Origin of the sequence: Pseudoxanthomonas fibrivorans (genome assembly GCF_041464125.1) — a bacterium.
Lineage (GTDB): Bacteria > Pseudomonadota > Gammaproteobacteria > Xanthomonadales > Xanthomonadaceae > Pseudoxanthomonas.
In genome coordinates, this window is the sequence record NZ_JBGNUG010000001.1 from 423,793 (window position 1) to 441,297 (window position 17,505).

Consider the following 17,505-nt stretch of genomic DNA (forward strand, 5'->3'; position numbering starts at 1 on the left):
CGGTCATGGGCCGCCGCGCCCCAGGGAACACTTCATGAGCATCAAGAGCGACCGCTGGATCCGCCGCATGGCCGAGCAGCACGGGATGATCGAGCCGTTCGAGCCGGGCCAGGTCAAGCATGCGGCCGACGGCCAGCGCATCGTCAGCTACGGCACGTCCAGCTACGGATACGACGTGCGCTGCTCGCGCGAGTTCAAGGTGTTCACCAACATCAACTCCACGATCGTCGATCCCAAGCACTTCGACCCGAAGAGCTTCGTCGACATCGAGGCCGACGAGTGCATCATCCCGCCCAACAGCTTCGCCCTGGCGCGCACGGTCGAGTACTTCCGCATCCCGCGCGACACCCTGGTGGTGTGCCTGGGCAAGAGCACCTACGCGCGCTGCGGGATCATCGTCAACGTCACCCCGCTCGAGCCGGAGTGGGAAGGGCACGTGACCCTGGAGTTCAGCAACACCACGCCGCTGCCCGCGCGGATCTACGCCAACGAGGGCGTGGCCCAGATGCTGTTCTTCCAGTCCGACGCCGACGACGTCTGCGAGACCTCGTACCGCGACCGTGGCGGCAAGTACCAGGGCCAGACCGGGGTCACCCTGCCGCGCACCTGAGCGGGCGGGCAACCGGATCGCAGGAGAAGGGCGCGGATACCGCGCCCTTTGCACATGCGCCGGCCGGGTCAGCACGGCGCGGCGAGCCTCCGACGCGGCGGCTGGACGCCGCTCAGCAGTGCCGGGCGCTGCCGCCGGCGGGGAGGAGCAGCTTGCCGACGCCGGCCGCGATGAGCAGCGCGGGCCACCAGGTGCCCAGCAGCTGGCCGGCATCGATGCCAAGGCCGAGGTTGTCGAGCAGGAACAGCGTGCCCAGCACGATCAGGACCAGGGCGGGAATCAGGCGGCGGTGCATGGCGGCGTCCTCGGGAGGGTGTGTCGCCATGCTGGGGCCGGGGCGGTCGCGGATCAGGTGCCGGAAGTTACTTTTTGCGCCCTGGCCACGGCCGGCGAACGGACTACTTGCGCCGCAGCAGCATGCCCACGCCCACCGCCACCAGCACCGCCGGCCACCAGGTCGCCAGCAGGCTGCCCAGGCCGCTGTCGATCCATCCGAGGTTGCGGGCCAGGAAGAACAGCCCGAGGACGATCAGGACGAGCGCGGCGAAGACATTGGAGCCCATGGCGGGTCGTTCGGCAGTTGGAGTGGGCGCCTATCCTAGCCGCGAACGCCACAGTGCCGCACGCGCGGCCAGCGCCTCGGGCGCGTGCCGCTGCATCGCGCCGCTGCCCCAGACCGGCCCGGGCCAGGCCGCGTCGGCGGCATGCCGGCCGACCACGTGCACGTGCAGCTGGCGGACGATGTTGCCGAGCGCGCCGATGTTGAGCTTCTCCACGCCGGCCTCGGCGCGCAGCAGCTGCGAGAGCTGGTTGAGCTCGGCCAGCAGCATGCGCTGCTGGCCGCCGTCCAGGTCGATCCACTCGCTGGCGTCGGCCACCCGCGGTACCAGCACCAGCCAGGGGAAGCGGGTGTCGTCGATCAGCCGCACCTGGGAGAGCGGGCCGTCGGCGATGAAGGCGCTGTCGGCGGCCAGGCGCGGATCGAGCTGGAACCCGTCGGCCGCGCTCACTTCAGCTGCTCGGCAAGGAAGCTGAGGGTGCGGTCCAGCGCCAGGCGCGCGCTGGGCTTGTCGTAGGCGTCCGGATCGACGTCGCGGTTGAAGGCGTGGCCGGCCGGGTAGGTGTGGACCGGCATGCCGGGCAGTGCGCGCCGGTGCGCGTCGACGGCCGCCGCGGTGATCGAGGCGTCGTGCTCGCCGAAGTGGAACATCACCGGCGCGCGCGGCGCGGCGACCAGCGCCGCGTCCTCCAGGAAAGGCAGGTTGCGCGCGCCGTAGTAGCTGACCGACGGCAGGCCCAGCTTCAGCGCCGACAGCATCGCCACCGTGCCGCCCCAGCAGTAACCGACGGTCCCGACCAGTGGCGGCGCCTGGAACACCGACAGGTGCGCCCGCAGTTGCGAGGCGGCGGCCGAGGCGATTTCCAGCGCGGCATCGATCCCGAGCTGGCCGACCAGCTCGCGCCCACGGGCGAAGCCCGCCGCGTCGTAGCCCAGTTCCACGCCACGCTCGACCGGATCGAAGAACGCCGGCGCCAGCACCGCGTAGCCCTCGGCTGCGAAGCGGTCGGCGACGGCGCGGATGTGCGGGTTGACCCCGAAGATCTCCTGGATCACCACCAGGCCGGCCTTGGGAACCCGGGCCGGGTCGGCCTGCCAGGCGGCGACGGGGCCGCGCGCGGTGTCGAGCTGGATCCACTGGCCCATCGGGGCGCTCCGGTCGAGGTGGGGGCGCCAGTGTAGGCGGTCGACGCGCCGGAGCCGGTGGACGCGATCCCGGAAGCCGGCGGCGTCCCGGTCGATCCTGAACACCGCCCCGCGCCAGGCCCGGTGGCGGCGGGCCCGCGCGTATAATTCCGCGCCCGGCCACGCCGGCACCGCCACCGTCCCGGCAGCCCGCCCCACACGCCCGTCACCATGTCCCTGCAGAACCCGAAAGTCGGCTTCGTCAGCCTCGGCTGCCCGAAAGCGCTGGTCGATTCCGAGCGCATCCTCACCCAGCTGCGCGTGGAGGGCTACGACATCGTCCCCAGCTACGACGCCGCCGACGTGGTGGTGGTCAACACCTGCGGCTTCATCGACTCGGCCGTGGCCGAATCGCTGGACGCGATCGGCGAGGCGATGAACGAGAACGGCAAGGTCATCGTCACCGGCTGCCTGGGCAAGCGCTCGGAGCTGATCCGCGAGCAGTATCCGGACGTGCTCTCGGTGTCCGGCCCGCAGGACTACGGCAGCGTGATGGAGGCCGTGCACAAGGCGCTGCCGCCGAAGCACGACCCGTTCCTGGACCTGGTCCCGGACTACGGACTCAAGCTGACCCCGCACCACTACGCCTACCTGAAGATTTCCGAGGGCTGCAACCACCGCTGCAGCTTCTGCATCATCCCGTCGATGCGCGGCGACCTGGTGTCGCGCCCGGTCGACGAGGTGTTGCGCGAGGCCGAGCGCCTGGTCAAGGGCGGCGTGCGCGAGCTGCTGGTGGTGTCGCAGGACACCTCGGCTTACGGCGTCGACCTGAAGTACGCGTCGCGCAGCTGGCGCGGCCGCGAGTACCAGACCCGGATGAAGGCCCTTTGCGAGGGCCTGTCCGAGCTCGACGCGTGGACCCGCCTGCACTACGTCTACCCGTACCCGCACGTGGACGACGTCATCCCGCTGATGGCCGAGGGCAAGGTGCTGCCGTACCTGGACATCCCGTTCCAGCACGCCAGCCCGCGCATCCTCAGGCTGATGAAGCGCCCGGGCGCCGTGGACAAGACCCTGGAGCGCGTGCAGCGCTGGCGCGCGACGTGCCCGGAGCTGACCCTGCGTTCGACCTTCATCGTCGGCTTCCCGGGCGAGACCGAGGCCGAGTTCGGGGAACTGCTCGATTTCCTCGACGAGGCGCAGCTGGACCGCGTCGGTGCGTTCGCCTATTCGCCGGTCGATGGCGCGGCCGCGAACGACCTGCCCGGTGCCGTGCCAGAGGAGGTCAAGCAGGAGCGCCTGGCCCGTTTCATGGAGCGGCAGGGCGAGATCTCCGCCGCGCGCCTGGAGGCGAAGGTCGGCACCGTGCAGCGCTGCCTGGTCGACGTGCTCGACGGCGAGCTGGCGATCGCCCGCTCGATGGCCGATGCGCCCGAGATCGACGGCGTGGTCCAGATCCAGGACGGCCGCGACGCCGGCCTGCAGGTGGGCGAGTTCGTCGACGTGCGGATCATGGGCAGCGACGAGCACGACCTGTACGGCGAGGTCGAGTACGCCGAAGCCTCCGGCGATTCCGGGGCGGCGGGGCTGCGCGTCCTGTAAGGCGCCCGGGCCCGCGGCCTGCCGGCGCCGGCCGCTATGCGGTCCTTGCCCGGGCCGCCATCCGCGCGGACGCCGCGCTCATGGGCCCGGCGCGTACTCCACCGCCACGATCGCGAAGCGCGCGGGCCCGCCCGGCAGCTGCGCCTCCACCTCGTCGTCCACGCGCTTCTTCAGCAGGGCGCGCGCCAGCGGCGAATCGATGCTGATCCAGCCGGTCGCCGCATCGGTCTCGTCCGGGCCGACGATGCGATAGCGCGCCAGCTCGCCCGTATCCATCCGTTCCAGTTCGATCCAGGCGCCGAAGAACACCGCGTCCGGATCGGCGGGCGCCTGGTCGATGACCTTCAGTGCCGGCACCCGCTTGCTCAGGTAGCGCACGCGCCGGTCGATCTCGCCCAGCTGCTTCTTGCGATAGGTGTATTCGGCGTTCTCCGAGCGGTCGCCTTCGGCGGCGGCCGCCGCCAGCGCCCTGACCACGTCCGGGCGCTTCACCCGCCAGAGGTCGTCGAGCTCGGCCTTGAGCCGGTCGTGGCCGCCGCGGGTGATCAGCGCGGTGCTCTTTTCCGGAGGCGGTCGCCAGCGCGACATGTCAGCGCGCCGCCGGTGGCGCCAGAGCGCGGTGCAGGCTGCGCCCGCGCGGGTCGTCGACCGGCTCGATGCAGCTGCCCGCGGTGAGGACCAGCAGGTCGTCCAGCGCCACCGCGAACTCGCGCGCGCCGGCCAGGCCGTCGGCGACCAACCGCACGCAGGTGCCGTTCCATTCCACCGACCAGGCGCCGTGTTCGGGCGGCAGGTCCTGCAGCGTGGCGCGGCAATGCGACTGCAGCAGGTAGCGTCCGTCCGCATCCAGCCGCAACAGCGCGTCGGCGCCGGCGCAGCCATGCAGGGGCAGGCTGCCGAAGAACGTGCCCGGCTCGACCGCGGCGGCGACCGGCGCGGCCGGCTCCGAGGCACGGACCCCCGGTGGCGCGAGCATCGCCAGCCCCAACGCCGGTACGAACGCCAACCGCAAGCGGGCAGGCAGCGCGCTCGTCATTTGCTGGGGCGCCCGTGACGGTTCAACGCTTCCTGCCTCCGAAGATCCCGCCGAGGATCCCGCGCACGATCTGGTTGGTGATGGTGCGCGCGGCCTGCTTGCCGGAGGCCTCGATCACCCCCTGGCGACGGCCGTTGCCGAACAGCACGTCGCTGACCGCCTTGCCGAAGCCGCCTTCCTCCTGCGGCGCCGGAGTCTTGCCTGCGCCCCCCCCCTTCGCGGGCGGGGCCTGCACGCTGTCCGCGGCGGCCTGCGCACGCGCGGCCAGCATCTCGGTCGCCGATTCGCGGTTGACTGCGTGGTCGTAGCGGGTGCCGAGCGGACTGCCCGCACGCACCTGCGCGCGCTCGGCGCCGGTGATCGCGCCCATCCGGCAGCGCGGCGGCGCGACCATGGTCTGCTGGACGGGCGAGGGCACGCCCTTTTCCTGCAGCGTGGACACCAGCGCCTCGCCGGTCCCCAGCTGCGACAGCGTCGCGGCCACGTCCAGCCGTGGATTCGGCACGAACGTCTCGGCCGCGGTCCTGACCGCCTTCTGGTCGCGCGGGGTGTAGGCGCGCAGTGCGTGCTGCACGCGGTTGCCGAGCTGGCCGAGGATGTCGTCGGGCACGTCGTCGGGGAACTGCGAACAGAAGTACACGCCCACGCCCTTGGAGCGGATCAGGCGCACGACCTGCTCGATGCGCTGCTGCAGCGCGGGCGGCGCGTCGTCGAACAGCAGGTGCGCCTCGTCGAAGATGAAGGCCAGTTTCGGCTTGTCCAGGTCGCCGACCTCGGGCAGGTTCTCGAACAGCTCCGACAGCAGCCACAGCAGGAAGGTGGCGTACAGGCGCGGCTTGAGGATCAGCTGGTCGGCGGCGAGGATGCCGATCACGCCGCGGCCGTCGTGGTCGACGCGCATGAGGTCGGCCAGTTCCAGCGCCGGCTCGCCGAAGAAGCCTTCGCCGCCGTCCTGCGACAGGCGCAGCAGCGCGCGCTGGATCGCCGCCACCGACTGCGCGCTGACCAGCCCGTACTCGGCCGACACCGCCTTGCGCTCCGCGGCGACCAGGCTGAGCAGGGCGCGCAGGTCGTCCAGGTCGAGCAGCAGCAGGCCGCGGTCGTCGGCCAGCTTGAACACGATGTCGAGCACGCCGGACTGGGTGTCGTTGAGTTCCAGGATGCGGCCGATGAGGGTCGGCCCCATCTCGCTGACGGTGGTGCGCACCGGATGCCCCAGCGTGCCGTACAGGTCCCAGAACACCACCGGGCTGGCGCCGGGGGCGTAGCCGGCCACGCCCACCTCGGCCGCACGCTGCGCCACCTTCGCGTTGCCGTCGCCGGCCACGGCCAGCCCGGCCACGTCGCCCTTCACGTCGGCCATGAAAACCGGCACGCCGATCCGCGAGAAGCCCTCGGCCAGGGTCATCAGGGTCACGGTCTTGCCGGTGCCGGTGGCCCCGGCCACCAGGCCGTGGCGGTTGCCGTACTTGGGCAGCAGGACGACGGGGACGTCGTCGGTGAGGCCCTTGCCGAGCAGGATCGGATCCATGCGTCGCCTCCTGGCGATGTCAGGCTGTGGTGGCGTCGATTCTAGCGGGGTCGCGGCTTGCCGCCCGCGGCGGCGGGCGGCTACCCTGCCGGTCGCTTCGTTTTCCGATGTGCCCGATGTCCTTCCGTGTCCCGAAACACTGGCCGCTGGCCGCCGCGCTGCTCTTTTGCCTCGTCCCGTCCGCGCACGCGCAACGGGTGTCCGCCAAGGACAGGGCCGCCTCCGACGCCCTGGTCCAGCGCATGGCCACCGCCGAGCAGCGCTATCGCGATGCGCTGGTGCTGGCCGCCAACGGCGATCCGAAGGGCACCACCGAGAGCAACGCCGCGCTCGAGGACATGGAGGACGTGGTCGACGCCTGCGTGAAGCAGAAGGGCTGCCCGATGTCGGACCTGCTGGCGACGTGGAAGCGCCTGCTGAAGGCCGAAGTGGACGCCGCCGGCGAGGAACTGGACGAGGATCCGGGCGAGGAGGGGCTGCTCGAGGCCGACACCGCGCTGGCCGCCGACATCCCGGAGGCCGCCCGCGCCGTCCGCCTGCTGGGTGACGACAACCGCCACGCCTTCGACCGCATGGTCAAGTTCAATCCCGCGATCCAGGCCGGCATCCGCCGCTGGCTGACCGACATGCGTCCGCAGCTGATGGACAGCTACGAGAACTACCAGGTCATGCGCCACCTGATGTGGCCGGAGTTCGAGCGGCGCGGGCTGCCCGAGGCGCTGCTGTTCGGGATCATGGCCAAGGAGTCCAACGGCCGCGTGCATGCGGTCTCGCGCGCGGGCGCCGCCGGCCCGATGCAGTTCATGCCGGCCACCGGCCGCCGTTTCGGGCTCGGCCCGGACGACAGCGGCTTCGACAGCCGCTACGACCCGCGCAGCGCGGCCATGGCCAGCGCCGCCTACCTCAACGAGCGCCTGCGCCAGCTCAACAACGACGTTGAGCTGTCGCTGGCCGGCTACAACGGCGGCGAGGGCCGCGCCCTGCGGGTACACCGCGCCAGCGGCGGCACCGGCTTCTGGGACGCCTCGGTGTACAGCCAGTTCCCGGCCGAGACCCGTGACTACGTGCCGATGGTGATCGCCGCGGCCTGGATCTACCTGCACCCGCGCCAGTACGGGGTGGGTTTCCCGAAGGTCGACGCACACCCGGCGACGTTCAAGCTGGTGCGGCCGGCCAGCATCTACGCGCTGACGATCTGCCTGGGCAACTACGGCAACCGCGACGGCTACATGCGCACGCTGCGCAACCTCAACCCGCGCTACGAGGCCGAGGCCTGGATCCCGGCCGGAACCACGCTCAACGCCACCACCCGCGTGGCCGGGCTCTACCACCGCCACTGCAGCGGCGGTGCGCGCACCGAGCTGGCCCAGGCGCTGGTGACCGCCGACGTCAATGCGGCGATCGTGCGCGACGATCCGGGCGGCACCGTCGCCGTCGGCGACGTGACCCCGTTGCCGGGCGTGGCCACCACGGTCGCGACCGGCGTCCCCCAGGCGGCCACGCCCAAGGCGCAGCAGGCGCGCAGCTACCGGGTGGCCAAGGGCGACACGCTCGGCCGGATCGCCCAGCGCCACGGCTGCGATGCCAAGGCGCTGGCGCGCGCCAACGGACTGAAGGCGCCGGGCTACAGCGTGCGCCAGGGCCAGCAGCTGAAACTGGAAGGCTGCACGAAGTAGCGCGACGCCGGATCAGCGGGCGAGGTGGGCCAGCGCCTGGCCCAGCCGCACCGGCGATTCGGCCCCCAGCCCGGGGGCCAGGGTGGCCGCACCCGGCGGCAGCAGCACGACCACGGTCGAGCCGTAGTTAAAGCGCGCCATCTCGGCGAAGCGCTCCAGCACGATGCCCTTGCCGCGCCAATCCTTGCGGGTGATGTCGTCGCCGTAGGCGGGGATTTCCTCGCCGCTCCAGACCGTCTCCACCCCGGACACGAGCAGCGCGCCCACCATCACCGAGGCCATCGGCCCGAAGTCGGTGTCGAAGTGGCACACCAGCCGCTCGTTGCGCGCGAACAGCCGCGGGACGCGGCTGACCGCGGCCGGTCCCACGCTGAACAGCCGCCCGGGCACGTGCACGGTCTCGCGCAGCGTGCCGGTCCACGGCATGTGCACGCGGTGGTAGTCGCGCGGCGACAGGTACACGGTCGCGAAGCGGCCGCCGGCGAACACGCGCGCGGCTTCGGCGTCGCCGAGCAGCTCGGCGGCGGTGAAGGACTGGCCCTTGGCCTGGAAGATCCGGCCGTCGGCCTCGATCGCCCCGAGCTGGCTGATCCGGCCGTCGGCCGGCATCAGCAGCGCCCGCGGGTCCGGGTCCGGGGTGCGCGCGCCCGGCTTGAGCGCACGGGTGAAGAACGCATTGAAGGTCGGGTACGCCGTGGGGTCGGGCTGGGCGGCCTCGTCCAGGTCGACGTCGAAGTTGCGCACCACCGCGTCGATGAAGTGCTGCTTCAGCCAGGGCGTGTCCGAGTAGGCGGCGCTGCGCGCGATCGACGACAGCAGCCGGTGCGGCAGCACCCAGCTGAGGGTGGTCATCAGGCTCATGGCGCGCGGTCCGCGGCGGTCAGGCGGGCGAGGTCGTCGGCGATCGCCTGCGGCTGGAACGGCGGCCGGATCAGGCCCGCCAGGCGACCCTGCGGGTCGAGCAGGGCGATGTTGGCCGAGTGGTCGACGCTGTAGTCCTGCGGGTTCTGCTCGAAGCCCTTGCCCGGGACCTTCATGAACACGAAGCCGACCGAGGTGGCGAACTTCTCCAGCGCCGGCACGTCGGCGGTGGCGGCCAGGGTGTCCGGGTGGAAGGCGTGGGCGTACTCGCCGGCCTTGCCCGGGGTGTCGCGCTCCGGGTCGACCGACACGAACAGCACGCGCGGACGCGTGGATTCGGGCAGCGCTTCCCACTGCTTCTGCGCCTGGGCCAGCTCGGCCAGCGTGGTGGGGCATACGTCGGGGCAGAAGGTGAAGCCGAGGAACACCAGGGTCCAGTGCCCGGCCAGTTCGCCCGGCACCAGCGGCGTGCCGTCGGACTGGCGCAGGTTGAACGCCGGCAGTTCGCGCGGCTGCGGCAGCAGGGTGACGGTTTTCAGCTCCGGCGCGGCGGGGCCGGGTTCGCGGCCGAGGAAGTGCCATGCGGCCAGCAGCCCGAGGCCGCCGGCCAGCGCGGCGGCGAGGATGTAGCCGAAGGTGCGGTTGAACATGCGGTCCAGCATCCGGTGTGTCCGAGGCCGGACATGATACCGGCAGGGGCGGTCGCGGTCGGGCGAAGGCGCCCCGCTGGCCTATAATCGCCGGCCTTTCCCGACACCGCCGCCCGGCGGCACGCGCCATGACCGTCGACCCGGCCGCCGAGCTGCACACCCTCATCGACCTGATCCGCTACGGCGGCAGCCGCTTCAACGAGGCCGGGCTGACCTTCGGCCACAGCTACGACAATGCGATGGACGAGGCCACCCAGCTGGTCCTGCACGCGCTGCACCTGCCGCACGACCTGAGCCCGGTCTATGGCCAGTCGCGCCTGACCACCGCGGAGAAGCACAAGGTCCTGGCGCTGTTCCAGCGTCGCATCGACGAGCGCGTGCCGGCTGCCTACCTCACCGGAGAGGCGTGGTTCGCGGGCCTGAGCTTCAAGAGCGACGCGCGCGCGCTGGTACCGCGCTCGCCGATCGCCGAGCTGATCGAGGCCGGTTTCGAGCCGTGGCTCGGCGGCCGCGAGGTGCGCCGCGCGCTCGACCTGTGCACGGGCTCGGGCTGCATTGCCATCGCAATGGGCCACTACCAGCCGGAGTGGCAGGTCGACGGCGTGGACATCAGCGACGACGCGCTGGCTCTGGCCGCCGAGAACAAGGCGCGCCTGCACGCCGACAACGTGACCCTGCTCAAGTCCGACCTGTTCGCCGGACTGACCGGGCGCCACTACGACCTGATCGTCACCAACCCGCCGTACGTCACCGACGACGAGACCGACGCGCTGCCGAAGGAATACTCGTACGAGCCCGAGCTGGGCCTGCGGGCCGGGCCGGACGGGCTGGACCTGGTGCTGAAGATCCTGCGCGACGCGCCGCTGCACCTGTCGCAGGACGGCCTGCTGGTGTGCGAGGTCGGCGAATCCGAGCGCCACCTGGTCAGGCTGCTGCCGGAGCTGGACCTGGCCTGGATCGAGTTCAAGGTCGGGCAGATGGGCATCTTCGCGGTCGAGTGCCGCGACCTGATCGCGCACAACGCGCGCATCGCCGAGCTGGCAGCCGCGCGCGGCTGAGGCGGGCGCGGCGCGGGCCGGCCGCGAACGCATCGGCAGTCCCGGGATCGGACCTGCCGTCGCGGCAGGGCGCGACCCCGACCGGCTCCGCGTGTTCGCGGACCATGCCGCACCCATGGAAACCGTTGCCAAGGCAACATTTCCCCGCGTCCTGCCGCACTGCAGCAGGCCCCGCCGATGTGCGATCCTTGCGCGTCTCCCCACCGGTTCTCCCCCGCGGAGCGGCGCCTTGAGCAGCAACACCTTCGGCAAACTGTTGTCGGTCACCACCTTCGGCGAATCGCACGGCCCGGCCATCGGCTGCGTGGTCGACGGGTGCCCGCCGGGGCTGGAGATCGCGCCGGAGGAGTTCGCCCACGACCTGCAGCGCCGCGCCACCGGAAAGTCGCGCCACACCTCGGCGCGGCGCGAGGCCGACGAAGTCGAGATCCTGTCGGGCGTCTACGAAGGCCGTACCACGGGCACGCCGATCGCGCTGCTGGTGCGCAACACCGACGCGCGCAGCAAGGACTACGCGAATATCGCCGCGCAGTTCCGCCCCGGCCATGCCGACTACAGCTACTGGCAGAAGTACGGCATCCGCGATCCACGCGGTGGCGGACGCAGTTCGGCGCGCGAGACCACCATGCGCGTGGCCGCCGCGGTCATCGCCAAGAAGTGGCTGCAGCAGCGTTACGGCGTGGGCGTGCGCGGCTTCATGGCCCAGATCGGCCAGGTGAAGCCGGCGGGCTTCGACTGGCGCGCGGTCGAGGAAAACCCGTTCTTCTGGCCGCATGCGGCCCAGGTCGACGAACTCGAAAACTACATGGACGCGCTGCGCAAGTCCGGCGACTCGGTCGGCGCGCGCGTGACCGTGGTCGCCGATGGCGTGCCGCCGGGGTGGGGCGAGCCGATCTACGGCAAGCTCGACGGCGAACTCGCCGCCGCGCTGATGAGCATCAACGCGGTCAAGGGCGTGGAGATCGGCGACGGCTTCGACGTGGTCGCGCAGAAGGGCACGCAGCACCGCGACCTGATCGCGCCGGACGGCTTCGCCAGCAACCACGCCGGCGGCATCCTCGGCGGCATCTCCACCGGCCAGCAGGTGGTGGCCTCGATCGCGCTGAAGCCGACCTCCAGCCTGCGCCTGCCGGGCCCGACCGTGGACGTGCATGGCCAGCCGGTCGAGGTGGTCACCACCGGGCGCCACGACCCCTGCGTCGGCATCCGCGCCACGCCCATTGCCGAGGCGATGGTCGCGCTGGTGCTGATGGACCACGCGCTGCGCCATCGGGCCCAGTGCGGCGACGTCGGCACGGTCACCCCGCGCATCCCCGCCGGGCCGGCGCTGGGCGAAGGCGGGCAGGGCTAGCCGCCATGTCCGCCCCGCGTCCCCGCGTCTGGGTGTCGCAGCCGCTGTTCGACGACATCGTCGGCCAGCTGGCGGCGCATTGCGAGGTGGAGGCGGTGTCGGCGGTCAGCGAGCACGCGCCGGCCGACGTGGCCGCCGCGCTGCGCGACGCCGATGGCGCGCTGGTCACGCTCAACGAGCGCATCGGCGCGGGCGAACTGGCCGCCGCGCCGCGCCTGCGCGCGATCGCCAACGTCGGCGTCGGCTACAACAACCTGGACATCGCCGCGCTCGACGCGCGCGGGATCATCGCCACCAACACGCCCGACGTGCTGACCGAGACCACCGCCGACCTCGGCTTCGCCCTGCTGATGGCCGCCGCCCGGCGGGTCACCGAGTCCGAGCGGTGGCTGCGCGGGGGGCATTGGCGGCAGTGGTCGTTCTCCACGATGCTCGGCGCCGAGATCCACGGCCGCACGCTCGGCATCCTCGGCATGGGCCGGATCGGGCAGGGCATCGCCAGGCGCGGCCACCACGGCTTCGGGATGAAGGTGCTGTACCACAACCGTTCGCGCCTGCCCGACGCGGTCGAACGCAGCGTGGGCGCGCGCTACGCCACGTTCGACGAGCTGCTCGCCCAGGCCGACCACCTGGTCCTGGTGCTGCCGTATTCGGCGGCCAGCCACCACCTCATCGACGCCGCCGCGCTGGCCCGGATGAAGCCGACCGCGACCCTGGTGAACATCGCCCGCGGCGGCCTGGTCGACGAGCCCGCGCTCGCCGACGCCCTGGCGAACGGACGCCTGGCCGCGGCCGGCCTGGACGTGTACGAAGGCGAACCGGCCGTGCGCCCGGAACTGCTGGCCCTGCGCAACGTGGTGCTGACCCCGCACATCGGCAGCGCCAGCCTGGCCACGCGCCGGGCGATGGTGCAACTGGCGGTCGACAACCTGCTCGCGGCGCTGGGCCTGGGCCCGGACGCGGGCCGTCCGCCGACGCCGGTCACCGCCACGAAGACCACCGCCGCCCGACCGGGCGCCACCGACGCCGCCGGCATCGCCACCGGCAAAACCGCGGCCGGCAAACGGTAGGGAACCTCCCAGGCGCCGGAGCACCGGCCGCACCCAGGAAGAGGTTCCCCGAACCCGGCCCGGACGCGCACCGCGCGAGACACCTCCAACGAACACAGAACCGGAAACGAAAAAACCATGAGCACTGCAGAACGCCGTTTCACTGTCGCCGTCGTCGGCGCCACCGGCGCGGTCGGCGAGACCATGCTGTCCATCCTGGCCGAGCGCCAGTTCCCCGTCGGCGAGCTGGTCGCCCTGGCCTCCGAGCGTTCCGCCGGCGGCGAGGTCGACTTCGGCGGCCGCAAGGTCCCGGTCCGCGACCTGGCCACCTTCGATCCCCAGGGCGTGGACATCGCCCTGTTCTCGGCCGGTGGCGGCGTGTCCAAGGAATACGGCCCGAAGTTCGCCGCCGCCGGCGCGGTGGTGATCGACAACTCCTCGGCCTTCCGCTACGACGACGACGTGCCGCTGGTGGTGTCGGAAGTCAATCCGGAAGCGGCGAAGAACCGCCCGCGCGGCATCATCGCCAACCCGAACTGCTCGACCATGCAGATGCTGGTCGCGCTGGCGCCGATCCACCGCGAGTACGGCATCGAACGCATCAACGTGGCCACCTACCAGTCGGTGTCCGGCGCCGGCCGTTCGGCGCTGGAGGAACTGGGCCGGCAGACCGGCGCGCTGCTCAACTTCCAGGACGCCGACCCGCAGCGCTTCCCGGTGCAGATCGCCTTCAACCTGATCCCGCACATCGACGACTTCCAGGACAACGGCTTCACCAAGGAAGAGATGAAGCTGGTCTGGGAGACCCGCAAGATCCTCGGCGACGACAGCATCCAGGTGAACCCGACCGCGGTGCGCGTGCCGGTGTTCTTCGGCCATTCCGAGGCGGTGGCGATCGAGACGAAGAAGAAGGTCACCCCGGAGGCCGCGCGCGCGCTGCTCGAGCAGTCGCCGGGCGTGGAAGTGGTCGACGAGCGCAGGCCCGGCGGCTACCCGACCCCGGTGACGCACGCCTCGGGCAACGACGCGGTCTACGTCGGCCGGATCCGCGAGGACTTCTCGCACCCGCGCGGCCTGAACCTGTGGATCGTCTCGGACAACATCCGCAAGGGCGCGGCGCTCAACGCCGTGCAGCTGGCCGAGCTGGTCGCGCAGGAGCGCTGATCGTCGCGGCGGCGCGGGCCTTGGCCTGCGCCGCCCGCCCGGCTGTGTTCGGCCGGGGGGCTCGGCTATAGTGCGCCGCATGAGAACGAGGGGACGGGGCGCCAGGCGCCCGTGGCACTGGTTGCTGGCGGTCGGGCTGTCGCTGCTGAGCAGCGGCGCGATGGCGCTCGGCCTGGGCCAGATCCGGGTACTGTCGGCGCCGGGGCAGCCGCTGCTGGCGGAAATCCCGATCATTTCCAACGCCCCGGGCGAGCTGGAGAACGCGCGCGCGCGGCTGGCATCCCCGGAAACCTTCGCCCGGGTCGGCCTGCAGCCGCCGGCGGGCCTGGTCAGCGACCTCCAGTTCGAGATCACCAGCGACGCCCAGGGCCGCGCGATCGTGCGCGTGACCAGCACCGCGCCGGTCGACGTGGCGGCGGTCGGGTTCCTGGTCGAGGTGGACTGGGGCCAGGGCCGGCTGGTGCGCGAATACTCGGCGCTCGTCGCCGCGCCGCAGACCGCGGTGGCGATCGAGGCTCCCTCGATCCAGGCGCCCGCGGCGGTGCCGTCCGACACCATCGTGCGCGAGCCCGAACCGGTGGCGGACGCGCCCGATGCGGCCCCGCCGGCCGCCCCTTCCGCGCCCCCGGCGCCGGCCGAACCCCGTGCCGTTCCCGCCGCCGCGGCGCCGGGCGACGTCGTGGCCCGGGTCGAGCGCGGCCAGACCCTGTCGCAGATCGCCGCCGGCATGGACCGCGGCGGGCGCAGCCTCGACGAGGCGATGATCGCGCTGCTGCGGGCCAATCCCGGCGCGTTCATCGACGGCAACATCCATCGCGTGCGCAGCGGCGCGGTGCTGCGCATGCCGGATGCCGATGCCTACGACGCCACCGCCGCATCGGCGGCGGCCCAGGTGCGCGAACAGACCGCGCAATGGCGGCAGGCACGGACCGCGATCCCGCAGCCGGCCGACACCGGCACCGTGGCACCGGCCGCGCCCGCGGCGGCCGCGGCGCCGGCCGCCCCGGCCGGGGCCCGGCTGGAAATCGCACCGGCGGCCGCGGCGGCCGGGACCCAGGCGACAGAATCCGGACTCGGCGCCGGTGGCGAGGGCGACATGCTGGCAAACGAACAACTGCGCCAGGCCCAGGAAGACCTGGCCACGCGCGACTCGGAACTGGCGGAACTGCGCAGCCGGGTCGATGAACTGGAAAAGATGCAGCAGGCGCAGCTCAAGCTGATCCAGCTCAAGGACAGCGAGCTGGCCGCCGCGCAGCAGACGCTGGCGCGCAGCAATGCCGCCACGGCCGACGGCGCTCCGGGCATGCCGGTCTGGCTCTGGGGCGGCCTCGGCCTGGTCCTGGCGGCCGCACTGGTGTGGTGGCTGGCCCGGCGTCCCAAGCCGTCGCCGATCCCGGCCCCGCGCGGCCGCGGCTTCGATGCCGCCGCGCTGGCCGCGGCGGTTCCGGCACAGGCGGCCGCCGCCGACCCCGTGCTGGCCGCCGATACGCCGGAGGAGGCCCACCACGCCGCCTACGCGGAGGACACCTCCTATCCCGCCGCGGCCCACCCGGACGATGTCGCGGTGCCGGCCTGGCACACCGGCACGGCCGGCGCGGCGATCGGACTGGCGCCGCTCAATCCCGCGCCCGCCGGTCGCGAGCGGCTCGAACTGGCGATCGCCTACCTGGACCTGGGCGACGTGCAGACCGCGCGCGCGCTGCTGAGCGAGGTGGCCGCGGGCCAGGATCCTTCCGCGCGCGACGAAGCGGCCCAGCTGCTGCGCGAGATCGGCTGACACGGGAAGCGTCGCGATGCGTTACGCGCTGGGCGTCGAATATGACGGCGGCGGCTTCCAGGGATGGCAGGGCCTCGGGCCCGGCGGCCCGCCGACCGTGCAGGCGGCGCTGGAGCGCGCGCTCGGCTCGGTCGCCGACCAGGCCATCACCGTGACCTGCGCCGGCCGCACCGACGCCGGCGTCCATGCGGAATGCCAGGTGGTGCACTTCGACAGCACCGCCCAGCGCGACCCGCGCGCCTGGACCCTCGGCGTGAGCGGGCGCCTGCCGCCGGCGGTATGCGTGCGCTGGTGCGTGCCGGTGCCGCTGGACTTCAACGCCCGCTTCTCGGCGCGGGCGCGCCGCTACCGCTACCGGCTGGTCAACCGCCCGGTGCGGCCGGCGCTGTACCGGCAACTGATGGCCTGGGAGCGGCGCCCGCTGGATGCGGATGCCATGCACCGCGCCGCGCAGGCGCTGCTGGGCGAGAACGACTTCAGCGCGTTCCGGACGGTGCACTGCCAGGCCCCGCACGCGCGCCGCGACCTGCAGGAGATCCTGGTCCGGCGGGCCGGGGAAACGGTCGAGATCGAGGTGCAGGCGAACGCATTCCTCCATCACATGGTGAGGAATATCGTGGGCTCGTTGCTGGAAGTGGGGGCAGGCACGCAGGACGAGGACTGGATCGCCCGCCTGCTGGCCGGCCGCGACCGCACCCTGGCCGGGCCGACGGCGCCGCCGCAGGGGCTGGTCTTCCTGCGTCCGCTCTATCCACCCGAATGGGGCCTGCCCGAGGAAGTGAGCCTGTGAACCGCACCCTGTACCGCACCCGGATCAAGTTCTGCGGCATGACCCGTCCCGGCGACGTCCGCCTGGCCGGGGAACTGGGCGTGGACGCGATCGGCTTCGTGTTCGCGCACGGCAGCCCGCGCCGGCTGACCGCGGCCGAGGCCCGGCAGCTGCGGCTGGCGCTGGCGCCGATGGTCAGCGCGGTGGCGCTGTTCCGCGACAACACCGCCGCCGAAGTGCGCGAGGTGGTCCGCCAGGTGCGCCCGGCCGTGCTGCAGTTCCATGGCGACGAGGACGACGCGTTCTGCCGCGCGTTCCGCGTGCCGTGGATGAAGGCGATCCCGATGGCCGGCGGCGAGAACTGGGATGCGCGCACGCTGCAGGCGCGCTGGCCAAATGCCGACGGCTTCCTGTTCGACAGCCACGGCAAGGGCGGCGCCGGCGGGACCGGGCAGCCGTTCGACTGGAGCCGCGTGCCGACCGGACTGCACCGGCCGTTCGTGCTGGCCGGGGGCATCACCCCGGACAACGTGCATGACGCGATCCTGGCCACGCTGCCGTGGGCGGTGGACGTGGCCAGCGGCATCGAGGTGTCGCCGGGGATCAAGGACGGCGAGAAGATGCGCCGCTTCGTCGCCGAGGTCCGGCGCGCCGACTGCAGCAGCGACTGAGGCGCGGGGCGTCATC

The 17,505-nt window shown here is 72.3% G+C and carries 19 protein-coding genes; 10 read left to right on the plus strand and 9 right to left on the minus strand.

Going from position 1 to position 17,505, the window contains the following annotated elements; translation table 11 throughout:
* Positions 1-34: 34 nt before the first annotated feature.
* Entirely contained in the window at positions 35-610 is a 576-nt protein-coding gene (gene dcd / locus ACA089_RS02035; RefSeq protein WP_372012912.1) for a dCTP deaminase, read from the plus strand.
* Positions 611-722: 112 nt separating this feature from the next.
* On the opposite strand, the gene ACA089_RS02040 is transcribed toward dcd, so the two are convergent.
* From ACA089_RS02040 to ACA089_RS02055, 4 genes are all read right to left on the minus strand, one after another.
* Positions 723-905 carry a LiaI-LiaF-like domain-containing protein gene (locus tag ACA089_RS02040; RefSeq protein WP_372012913.1) on the minus strand — a complete coding sequence of 61 codons (183 nt, stop codon included), beginning with the start codon at positions 903-905 and terminating at the stop codon, positions 723-725.
* A gap of 103 nt (positions 906-1,008) precedes the next feature.
* Positions 1,009-1,173 carry a LiaI-LiaF-like domain-containing protein gene (locus ACA089_RS02045; protein ID WP_202935625.1) on the minus strand — a complete coding sequence of 55 codons (165 nt, stop codon included), beginning with the start codon at positions 1,171-1,173 and terminating at the stop codon, positions 1,009-1,011.
* Between the two features lie 30 nt (positions 1,174-1,203).
* Positions 1,204-1,620, minus strand: a complete 417-nt coding sequence (locus tag ACA089_RS02050; RefSeq protein WP_372012916.1) for an HIT domain-containing protein — start codon at positions 1,618-1,620, stop codon at positions 1,204-1,206.
* Positions 1,617-2,315, minus strand: coding sequence for a dienelactone hydrolase family protein (locus ACA089_RS02055; RefSeq protein WP_372012918.1), 699 nt, complete (start codon positions 2,313-2,315; stop codon positions 1,617-1,619). Before ACA089_RS02055 ends, ACA089_RS02050 begins: the two co-directional genes overlap by 4 nt.
* Positions 2,316-2,525: 210 nt before the next feature.
* On the opposite strand from ACA089_RS02055, the gene rimO reads away from it, so the two are divergent.
* Positions 2,526-3,896 carry a 30S ribosomal protein S12 methylthiotransferase RimO gene (rimO, locus tag ACA089_RS02060; RefSeq protein ID WP_372012920.1) on the plus strand — a complete coding sequence of 457 codons (1,371 nt, stop codon included), beginning with the start codon at positions 2,526-2,528 and terminating at the stop codon, positions 3,894-3,896.
* A 78-nt stretch (positions 3,897-3,974) separates the two neighbouring features.
* On the opposite strand, the gene greB is transcribed toward rimO, so the two are convergent.
* From greB to ACA089_RS02075, 3 genes are read right to left on the minus strand one after another with little or no spacing between them, the layout of a single operon-like run.
* On the minus strand, positions 3,975-4,484 hold the full coding sequence (gene greB, locus ACA089_RS02065) for a transcription elongation factor GreB (protein WP_372012921.1): 510 nt from the start codon (positions 4,482-4,484) through the stop codon (positions 3,975-3,977).
* 1 nt (position 4,485) lies between these two features.
* Positions 4,486-4,932 carry a hypothetical protein gene (locus ACA089_RS02070; RefSeq protein WP_372012923.1) on the minus strand — a complete coding sequence of 149 codons (447 nt, stop codon included), beginning with the start codon at positions 4,930-4,932 and terminating at the stop codon, positions 4,486-4,488.
* Positions 4,933-4,954: 22 nt separating this feature from the next.
* Complete coding sequence (locus ACA089_RS02075; protein WP_372012924.1) at positions 4,955-6,463, minus strand: helicase HerA-like domain-containing protein; 1,509 nt, start codon at positions 6,461-6,463, stop codon at positions 4,955-4,957.
* Positions 6,464-6,579: 116 nt separating this feature from the next.
* Here ACA089_RS02075 and ACA089_RS02080 point away from each other — a divergent pair, with 116 nt between their 5' ends.
* Positions 6,580-8,139, plus strand: coding sequence for a transglycosylase SLT domain-containing protein (locus ACA089_RS02080; RefSeq protein WP_372012926.1), 1,560 nt, complete (start codon positions 6,580-6,582; stop codon positions 8,137-8,139).
* A 12-nt stretch (positions 8,140-8,151) separates the two neighbouring features.
* Here the strand turns inward: ACA089_RS02080 and asd are convergent, their stop codons facing one another.
* On the minus strand, positions 8,152-9,000 hold the full coding sequence (asd, locus tag ACA089_RS02085; RefSeq protein ID WP_372012928.1) for an archaetidylserine decarboxylase: 849 nt from the start codon (positions 8,998-9,000) through the stop codon (positions 8,152-8,154).
* A complete protein-coding gene (locus ACA089_RS02090) occupies positions 8,997-9,650 on the minus strand; it encodes an SCO family protein (protein WP_372012930.1) in 654 nt (217 codons plus the stop codon). Before ACA089_RS02090 ends, asd begins: the two co-directional genes overlap by 4 nt.
* Positions 9,651-9,778: 128 nt before the next feature.
* Here ACA089_RS02090 and prmB point away from each other — a divergent pair, with 128 nt between their 5' ends.
* The 7 genes from prmB (at position 9,779) to ACA089_RS02125 (ending at position 17,489) form a co-directional block, all read left to right on the plus strand.
* The gene (gene prmB, locus ACA089_RS02095; protein ID WP_372012932.1) at positions 9,779-10,708 is read left to right on the plus strand and encodes a 50S ribosomal protein L3 N(5)-glutamine methyltransferase; all 930 of its coding nucleotides are present in this window, start codon (positions 9,779-9,781) and stop codon (positions 10,706-10,708) included.
* A 229-nt stretch (positions 10,709-10,937) separates the two neighbouring features.
* Positions 10,938-12,059 (plus strand): chorismate synthase, encoded by a 1,122-nt coding sequence (gene aroC / locus ACA089_RS02100; RefSeq protein WP_372012934.1) that lies wholly within the window; start codon positions 10,938-10,940, stop codon positions 12,057-12,059.
* A gap of 5 nt (positions 12,060-12,064) precedes the next feature.
* Positions 12,065-13,129, plus strand: coding sequence for a 2-hydroxyacid dehydrogenase (locus tag ACA089_RS02105; RefSeq protein ID WP_372012936.1), 1,065 nt, complete (start codon positions 12,065-12,067; stop codon positions 13,127-13,129).
* Positions 13,130-13,246: 117 nt separating this feature from the next.
* Positions 13,247-14,272, plus strand: coding sequence for an aspartate-semialdehyde dehydrogenase (locus tag ACA089_RS02110; protein WP_372012938.1), 1,026 nt, complete (start codon positions 13,247-13,249; stop codon positions 14,270-14,272).
* 79 nt (positions 14,273-14,351) lie between these two features.
* Positions 14,352-16,049 (plus strand): FimV/HubP family polar landmark protein, encoded by a 1,698-nt coding sequence (locus ACA089_RS02115; protein ID WP_372012940.1) that lies wholly within the window; start codon positions 14,352-14,354, stop codon positions 16,047-16,049.
* 16 nt (positions 16,050-16,065) lie between these two features.
* Positions 16,066-16,839 carry a tRNA pseudouridine(38-40) synthase TruA gene (gene truA, locus ACA089_RS02120; protein WP_372012942.1) on the plus strand — a complete coding sequence of 258 codons (774 nt, stop codon included), beginning with the start codon at positions 16,066-16,068 and terminating at the stop codon, positions 16,837-16,839.
* Positions 16,836-17,489: a phosphoribosylanthranilate isomerase gene (locus ACA089_RS02125; protein ID WP_372012944.1), complete on the plus strand. Its 654-nt coding sequence runs from the start codon at positions 16,836-16,838 to the stop codon at positions 17,487-17,489. The genes truA and ACA089_RS02125 overlap by 4 nt, the downstream gene beginning before the upstream one ends.
* Positions 17,490-17,505 lie beyond the last annotated feature (16 nt).